This window comes from Synechococcus sp. H55.2, from assembly GCF_047462495.1.
In the GTDB taxonomy this organism is placed as follows: Bacteria; Cyanobacteriota; Cyanobacteriia; order Thermostichales; family Thermostichaceae; genus Thermostichus.
In genome coordinates this window covers 1-7,628 of sequence record NZ_JANSJH010000113.1, presented here as the reverse complement: position 1 = coordinate 7,628, position 7,628 = coordinate 1, and the positions used below count along the sequence as shown (strand labels likewise).

Below are 7,628 nucleotides of genomic sequence, written 5' to 3'. Positions count from 1 at the left end.
AGGGAGAGGGGAGTTAGAGCGGCGCGTTCGCGACAGCGTTGCGTAGCAATAATGACATAGAGAAACGTTTCATTGCTGTTTGAAAGGACTATCTCTTGCGTAGGTAGGATCCCGCTTGGCTACAGAACTCCCATGCAAGGGTTGCGATAGTCAGCGGGAGTGTCAAAGCTGAGCTGCGTGTTTTGCCTATGCAGGAGTGCTCATGGAAGGCTGGAGTGTTTGTCAACCATCTCGGCTAGAACAGCAGCGTGCAGAAGCTGGTCAACAGCAACGTCACCGCCGTCAAGAGCAGGCTGAAGCTCCACAGCCACAAGGCAGCAGCCAGCAAAATCCCGATGACCCAGATGAGCAGGGCATTCCAGTAGGGTCGGTTGGGGGCTTTGGAGACGTTGATTTTTTGGAAGAAGGGCAGCAGGATAAACGCCACATCCAACAGCAGCCGCGGCAGCCGCAAGTCCTGGGGCAGGGGCAGATCCCGCACCGCCAGATAGAGCAGCCCCCAGCTCAACAGAAGGGGGATCAACAACAGGTAATTGGATTCGGCCAGCAGCGGTCGCTCCACCACCAGCGGAAACAGAGGGCTGATCCCCCAGCCCAGATAGAGGTAAAAGTCGAACTTCAACAGCGGCTGCAACAGAGGGGGCAGGCTGAGGCGCTGCAGGTGTTGTTGAATCCTATTCCCCTGAGCTCTGACTCTCTGGCCCCCAGATCCACCTTTTCCGGCTGAGGCCGCCCGCCAGCCGCAGTGGTCGCAGTAGGGGGACTTATATCGATAGGCCGGGATCGGCTTGCCACAGGCGGGGCAACGCTGGATCGGACGCGGTTGAGAACTCATGACCATCCGCACTCCTTCTGCTCTAGCATGCCCCAATTGTCGTCAGTTGACTCCCAGGGCAAACGACAAGGTGATACACGCTGCTCCCAAAGCAGCACCGGCAATAACCTGAACAGGCGTGTGGCCCAGCAACTCCTTCAGGTAAGGTTCTTGGAAACGATCGGCGCCCTTCTCTTCAAACCATTCTTCCAGGAGACGGTTCAGCACCCGCGCCTGCTTGCCGGCGGCCTGGCGGATCCCAGCAGCATCGTACATCACCACCAAAGCAAAAACCACCGTCGCCGCAAACAGCAGGCTGTCCCAGCCTTCCTGGATCCCCACCCCCACCGACAAAGCCGTCACCAGCGCCGCGTGGGAGCTGGGCATCCCCCCCGTCTCCACCAAGACCCGCAGGTCGAGCTTGCCCGACCGCACATAGGCCAGGATCAGCTTCATGGCCTGGGCCAAACCACTGGCCAGCAGAGCAACCCAGAGGACGTGGTTGGCCATCAACTGTTGCAGCATAGAGCTCTCCGGCACCAGAACGCGACCAGGGTCTTTAACAGGGGGACAGGGATCCCATCTGAATCTTGTCCTTTTGTCCTGTCCTAATGCTGACGGCGAGTGATGAAATCTGCCAGGGCCAACAGTGGCTCGGCCCGGGATCCGTAGGGGCGCAACGCCTCCTTGGCCGATTGGATCAGCTCCTCGGCTTTTTGCCGGGAAGCCTCTAGGCCCAACAAGCTGGGGTAGGTGGCTTTGGCGGCAGCTTGATCCTTGCCTGCCGTTTTGCCCAGTTGCTCGCTGGTGGCAGTGATATCCAAAATGTCGTCCACGATCTGAAAAGCCAAGCCAATGTCGCGGGCGTAGTGGCCCAGGCGGGCCAGCAGCTCTTCATCAGCCCCTGCCAGGATCCCGCCTGAGACCACCGAGGCTTCCAGCAGAGCGCCCGTCTTGTGGCTGTGGATGTACTCCAAAGTTTCCAGGGAAATGGCTTTGCCCTCCGACTCCAAATCCACCACCTGGCCCCCCACCAAGCCGGTTGCCGCCGCTGCGTGGCCAATGCGGGCAATGACTTGCAGCACCAACTGCGGCGGTACCCCCTGAGTTTGGCTGGCAATATGCTCAAAGGCAAAAGCCAGCAGCGCATCTCCCGCCAAGATGGCAATGTCTTCGCCGAACACCTTATGGTTGGTGGGTTTGCCGCGGCGAAAATCGTCGTTGTCCATGGCCGGCAGGTCGTCATGGATCAGCGACATGGTGTGGATCATCTCTAGGGCGCAGGCAGTGGGCAGGGCCTGCTCCACGGAGCCGCCGGCCAACTCACAGGCCGCCAGACAGAGGATCGGCCTCAGGCGTTTTCCCCCCGCCAGCAGGCTGTAGCGCATCGCCTCGTAAATGCGCTCCGGATAGGCGGGAACCAGAGCTGCAGAAAGCGCCTCTTCCACCTGTTGCTGACGCCGGCTCAGATAGACTTTCAGGTCAAAGGTTTGGGCAACCAAGCGGGGTTTCCTCTCAACTCGGCAATGGGGGGATCCCTGTCGAGTAGTTCTACAACAGGCTTGCAAGCCGACATTATCTCATGTCCACTCCAGGTCGGGATCCCTGCTTGAGCCGCTAAAACTCTATCTTGATACCCTGCACGCGGCGGCATAGGGGATCCGCAAGCTTGCGCTAGCCGTCCCCCCAATGTCAGGATGCATTAAGGATCTTCAGCCGGCTTGGTCTTCTTATGTCCCACTCATCTGCTCAGCTTGGCGATGGCGACCGTCTGCTGCGGGCGGCCCGTGGGGAGGTGCTGGATCGTCCTCCGGTTTGGATGATGCGCCAGGCGGGGCGCTACATGGCGGTCTACCGTGAGCTGCAGAGCAAATACACCTTCAAGCAGCGCTGCGAGATCCCGGAGCTGGCGATTGAGATCTCGTTGCAGCCGTTTCGCGCCTTTGCCCCCGACGGCGTCATTATGTTCAGCGACATCCTCACCCCCCTTGAGGGCATGGGGATCCCCTTTGAGCTGGTGGAGCAGCAGGGGCCGATCATCGACCCGCCAATCCGCTCCCAGGCCCAAATCGACCAAATCCGTCTCTTAGAGCCGGAAGAAAGCCTGCCCTTTATCAAGACCATACTCAGCACCTTGCGCCGCGAGGTGGAAGGGAAGGCAACGCTGCTGGGCTTTGTCGGCTCCCCTTGGACCTTGGCCTGCTACGCCGTAGAGGGCCGCAGCTCCAAAGACTATGCCCATATCAAGAGCCTGGCCTTCACTCAGCCGCAGATGTTGCATCAGTTGCTGAGCAAGCTGGCGGATAGCATTGCCCGCTACGTGATCTACCAGATCGAGTGCGGTGCCCAGGTGGTGCAGTTGTTTGACACCTGGGCCGGCCAGCTCAGCCCCGGCGATTACGAAGCTTGGGCCTTGCCCTACCAAAAGCAAATTGTGGATCAGGTGAAAGCTCGGTATCCGCAGGTGCCGCTCATTCTCTACATCAACGGCAGCGCCGCTTTGTTGGAGCGGGTGGGCAAAGCTGGCATCGATGTCTTCAGCCTCGATTGGATGAGCGACATGGCCGAGGCCAGGGCCCGCCTGGGATCCCTGGCGGTGCAGGGCAATCTCGACCCGATGGTGTTGCTGGGATCCCCGGAATTCATCCGGCAGCGCACCCTGGAGGTGATTCAAAAGGCGGGACCCCGCGGCCACATCATGAACCTGGGCCACGGCGTGCACCACACCACTCCGGAGGCCAATGTCCATCACTTTTTCGAGACGGTGCGCCAATCGGCAGAGCTGCTCAAAGCTCTCTAGCCGTATAGAAAAACCCCTTGACTCTAGGAGTAGGGTTTGCCTTACGAGCCAGGGATCCCCGGTGTACATCAGCGTCATCATCCCCACCTACAACCGCCGTCCCATCTTGCAGAAATGTCTGCAGGCTTTGGCCCAGCAGCAGCCTGGCCCCTACAACGGCTACGAGGTGGTGGTGGTGGACGACGGCTCCACCGACGGCACGGTGGAATGGCTGCAGAGCCAGCCGCCAGATTTGCCGCCGATAAAGCTTTTGTGCCAAGAACACCGCGGCCCTGCTGCCGCCCGCAACCTGGGGTTTCGCCATGCCCAGGGATCCATCATTGTTTTTATCGACAGCGACCTGGTGGTGGTGGATCATTTCTTGGCCGCTCATGCCCAGATGCTGCGGCGACACGGCGTCAAGGGGGATCCCAGTTCGCTCCAGGAAGCCAAGGTCTTCACCTATGGGCGGGTGATCAACACCTGCAATTTCCAGGATCCCTGCTCCGAGCCCTTCAAGCCCACCGATTTTTCGGCAGCCTTCTTTGCCACCGGCAATGTGGCCATCGCCCGCCATTGGCTGGAGCGGGCTTGTGAAACCCCTGCCGGCCCCTTTGACGAGCGGTTTCACCTCTACGGCTGGGAAGACCTGGAGCTGGGGGTGCGGCTGAAGCACCTGGGCCTGCGCCTGGTCAAGTGCCCCCAGGCCACCGGCTACCACTGGCATCCGCCCTTCGAGCTAGCGCAAATCCCAGCCCTCATCGAGCGGGAGCGGCAGCGGGGCCGCATGGGCATCCTCTTTTACCAAAAGCACCCCACTTGGGCCGTGCGCCTGATGATCCAACTGACGCCTCTGCATCAATGCCTATGGGGCCTGCTGTCGCTGGGGGGCTGGCTGAACGAGAAGCGGCTAGAGCCGCTGCTGCGCTGGTTGATCCGGCAAGGCCGCTCGCAGTTGGCCTTGGAGCTGTGTCGGGTTTGCTTCCTCAACTGGTACAACGTCCAGGCGGTTTACGAGAGCTACAGAGCAATGAAAGCCCGAAATAGCGGGATCCACCTGTCCTGAGCGCTCACCAGCGTCGGATAGGTCAGCCGGCCATAGTCCTTGCCGGGGATCAACGGCCTTCCGGGATCCGGGTCAGCAGGGCCAAGGGGCTCCCAAACGGCGCCGGCCCCCTTGACGATGGCCCACACCGCCGCCACATCCCAGATCTTGGGTGAGCGTTCTACCGCTCCCAAAAGGCTGCCGCTGGCCACCGCCAGCAGGTTGTAGGCAGCGCCCCCCAACATCCGCGCTTTGCAGGGAAATTGCGGGCTAATCCAGTGGCTGCTGCGGGAGCAAAAATTAAACAGTTGGTTGGGGCCGGGTGGGGCGGTGCTGGGGTGGATGGGCCGAGGACGGACGGGATCCCGGTCGTGGCGGATGAGAAAAGCTCCTGCCGGCGCATCGCCCGCAAACTGAGGCCAGTAGCCGTAAAAAGTCTGGCGGATGGGCGGCAGATGCACACAGCCAAACACGGGCACGCCCCAGTGCAACAGCGCCAGCGAGCTGCCCCAGATGGGGATCCCGCGGGCAAAATTGGTGGTGCCATCCAAGGGATCCACCACCCAGCACCACTCTTCCTCCGGGAAAATGTGGTTGGACTCCTCGCTCAGGTAGCCGTGAGCCGGATAGGCCGCGGCAATTGCCTTTTGAAAGGTGTCATCTGCCCATTTGTCAGAAGCGGTTACCAAGCTGCCGTCCGCTTTTTCCGTAGAGGAGGCCTGGCCAAAGTCTGCCAAGAGCTGCGATCCGACCCTTGCCGTGGCCTGCAGGGCAAACTCGGTAACCTCCAGCCAGAAGGGGGAGGGAGAGGCGGTTTCACAAAGAGCACCCATGCCCCAATCCTAGCGGGATCCCCAGCTTTTGGGGCGAAAAAGGTTGGCAATGGCAGCGGATCCCTCACAAACAGGTCTTGCGCCCTCAAGCTGACTAGAATCATTTAGGTAAGTCCTCTCCTCGGCTGGCCGTCCTCCTCCATGAACCAGCGCCTCATTGGACAACTGATCGGCAACCGCTACCGACTGACCCACCACATCAGCGAGGGTGGCTACGGCAATGTGTTCGAGGCGGTGGATACCCAGTTGAATGACGAGCCGGTGGCCGTCAAGTTGTTGCGCCCGCCGCCGCCAGACATGGAGCCGGAGTATTACCAGCAACTGCAGCAGCGCTTCCTGGACGAGGCCAGGGTCAGCGCTCTGTTGGGCGAGCACCCCAACATTGTGCAGGTGCGCTCCTATGGCCTCTACCAAAACCAGCCCTACCTGGTGATGGAGTACCTGAATGCCCAACCCTACACCGGCCAGGGGTTGGACTATGTGTTGGCACGGGAAGGCCCCTTGCGCCCAGAGCGGGTGGTGAACTTGGCATTGCAAATTTGCTCGGCCCTGCACCACGCCCACAACTTTCACATGGATCTGGGCAAACACTCGATTCGAGGAGTCATCCACCGCGATATCAAGCCCAGCAACATCTTTGTGCAAAAAGGGCCCGACGGCAAGGAACGGGTCAAGATCCTCGACTTCGGCATTTCCAAGCTCATGGGGGAGACCTCCCGTGGCCTGACGCAAACCGGGTATTTTTTGGGCACGATGGTCTATGCTTCCCCGGAGCAGATGCGGGGAGAGAAGCTGGATGCCCGCTCCGACATCTATTCGCTGGGGGTGGTGCTGTACGAGCTGTTAACCGGTGCCCTGCCCTTCGAGCCGGAGACCGATACCCTGCAGGGCTGGTACCACGTCCACAACTTCCAACAGCCCCGCCCCTTTCAAGACCATCCGCTGCCCCACCCCATCCCTGAGGCCCTGGCAAGGGTGGTGCTGCGCTGCTTGGAGAAAGACCCTGCCCTTCGCCCGGCCACCATGGAGGAGCTGGCCCAGCAGCTCCGAGCCGTCTATGGGGATCAGATCCCGCCTCCCGCCTCCTCGGCTCCTCCTCAACAGGTTTCTCTTCAGCGGATCCCTGCGGGGTTTGGCCAGCAGGCGGCTGCGTCGGAAGCTGAGGCGGAAAAGCTCCAGCGGGCGGTGCATTTGATCGAGGCAGGCGAATACAAAATGGCCGTCCACCTGCTCAACGAGCTGATCCAGAGCGCCCCCAACGAAGCCCGCTACTATCTGTACCGCGGCCTGGCCCACCAGCGGCAGGGCCATTGGGGCCTTGCCCAGATGGACTATCAAGGAGTGCTGCGGCTGGAGCCGGGCAACCCCTCGGCAGAACAGGGCCTGCGCGAGGTTGAACAGCAGGTCGGCCAGGAACAGGTTAGCCCCCACCCGAAGCCCACCCTCCCCACCTCAGGCAAGCCCCGCCAGAGCAAAGGATTGGCCCTGGTCTGGCTCCTGGCCAATTGGGCGGCGGCTGGGATTGGCTATCTGGGGCTGGGGGCGGCAGCTCCCCTCCTAGCTGCTTTGGGTTCGCTCCAAGGAGCGGTGGCTGGGGCCAGCCTTGGCTTGGGAATGGGGCTACTCCAGTGGGCGGTATTGCGACGGCAGGTTTCTTGGCGGTGGGTGGCGGCTACGCTACTGGCCACGGCTTTGGGCTGGGTGGCAGCAGATACCCTGGCCCCTCAGGTGGGGGTGGCAACCTTCGCTTTCGATCCCAGGGATCCCTGGCCACAGAACGCCTTGCAGGCGATGGCCAGCCCGCTGCGTGGCTTGCTGGTGGGGCTTGGCGTCGGTGGATTGCAAGGGATCCTCCTGTCCCGGCACGGGAAAGTCGCCTGGGCCTGGGTCTTGGCGGCAGGGGTAGAAGGGGGAGGGGCAGCCCTGTTGATGGCTTGGCTGCTGGCCGGCACCACCTTGAACCGTTGGCTGCTGCTGAGCGTGGGGCTACTGGCCAACACCCGCCCCCTCAGCGCAAGGGTGCTGTTGAACTTGCGCCGCGTCCCGCCTGTGCAAAACTAACAACAAGCCTCTTAGGGGATCCCGTCCCGAAAGACAACCCCAGTTGGATGGTCATTTGCATGGCTCCCTCACCCCCAGCCCCTCTCCCAGAGGGAG

Annotated in this window: 7 protein-coding genes; 3 read left to right on the top strand and 4 right to left on the bottom strand. The window is 61.4% G+C overall.

Annotated elements, in window-relative coordinates; genetic code table 11:
- Nucleotides 1-235: 235 nt before the first annotated feature.
- The 3 genes from NW844_RS11395 to crtE all read right to left on the bottom strand — a co-directional run bounded on the left by NW844_RS11395 (nucleotide 236) and on the right by crtE (nucleotide 2,316).
- Nucleotides 236-835 carry a hypothetical protein gene (locus NW844_RS11395; protein ID WP_414335757.1) on the bottom strand — a complete coding sequence of 200 codons (600 nt, stop codon included), beginning with the start codon at nucleotides 833-835 and terminating at the stop codon, nucleotides 236-238.
- A gap of 42 nt (nucleotides 836-877) precedes the next feature.
- The gene (locus NW844_RS11390; protein ID WP_414335755.1) at nucleotides 878-1,339 is read right to left on the bottom strand and encodes a divergent PAP2 family protein; all 462 of its coding nucleotides are present in this window, start codon (nucleotides 1,337-1,339) and stop codon (nucleotides 878-880) included.
- Nucleotides 1,340-1,422: 83 nt separating this feature from the next.
- Complete coding sequence (crtE, locus tag NW844_RS11385; RefSeq protein ID WP_414335754.1) at nucleotides 1,423-2,316, bottom strand: geranylgeranyl diphosphate synthase CrtE; 894 nt, start codon at nucleotides 2,314-2,316, stop codon at nucleotides 1,423-1,425.
- A gap of 230 nt (nucleotides 2,317-2,546) precedes the next feature.
- Between crtE and hemE the strand changes: the two genes are divergently transcribed.
- Nucleotides 2,547-3,614, top strand: coding sequence for a uroporphyrinogen decarboxylase (gene hemE, locus NW844_RS11380; protein ID WP_414335752.1), 1,068 nt, complete (start codon nucleotides 2,547-2,549; stop codon nucleotides 3,612-3,614).
- Between the two features lie 61 nt (nucleotides 3,615-3,675).
- Entirely contained in the window at nucleotides 3,676-4,659 is a 984-nt protein-coding gene (locus NW844_RS11375; protein WP_414335750.1) for a glycosyltransferase family 2 protein, read from the top strand.
- On the opposite strand, the gene NW844_RS11370 is transcribed toward NW844_RS11375, so the two are convergent.
- Nucleotides 4,614-5,471, bottom strand: coding sequence for an inositol monophosphatase family protein (locus NW844_RS11370; protein WP_414335749.1), 858 nt, complete (start codon nucleotides 5,469-5,471; stop codon nucleotides 4,614-4,616). The genes NW844_RS11375 and NW844_RS11370 overlap by 46 nt on opposite strands.
- A 141-nt stretch (nucleotides 5,472-5,612) precedes the next feature.
- Between NW844_RS11370 and NW844_RS11365 the strand changes: the two genes are divergently transcribed.
- A complete protein-coding gene (locus tag NW844_RS11365; RefSeq protein ID WP_414335747.1) occupies nucleotides 5,613-7,532 on the top strand; it encodes a protein kinase domain-containing protein in 1,920 nt (639 codons plus the stop codon).
- Nucleotides 7,533-7,628 lie beyond the last annotated feature (96 nt).

Coding starts and splice junctions, on each gene's coding strand:
- NW844_RS11395 (WP_414335757.1), bottom strand. CDS start 835: ATGAGTTCTCAACCGCGTCCGATCCAGCGTTGCCCCGCCTGTGGCAAG.
- NW844_RS11390 (WP_414335755.1), bottom strand. CDS start 1,339: ATGCTGCAACAGTTGATGGCCAACCACGTCCTCTGGGTTGCTCTGCTG.
- hemE (WP_414335752.1), top strand. CDS start 2,547: ATGTCCCACTCATCTGCTCAGCTTGGCGATGGCGACCGTCTGCTGCGG.
- NW844_RS11370 (WP_414335749.1), bottom strand. CDS start 5,471: ATGGGTGCTCTTTGTGAAACCGCCTCTCCCTCCCCCTTCTGGCTGGAG.
- NW844_RS11365 (WP_414335747.1), top strand. CDS start 5,613: ATGAACCAGCGCCTCATTGGACAACTGATCGGCAACCGCTACCGACTG.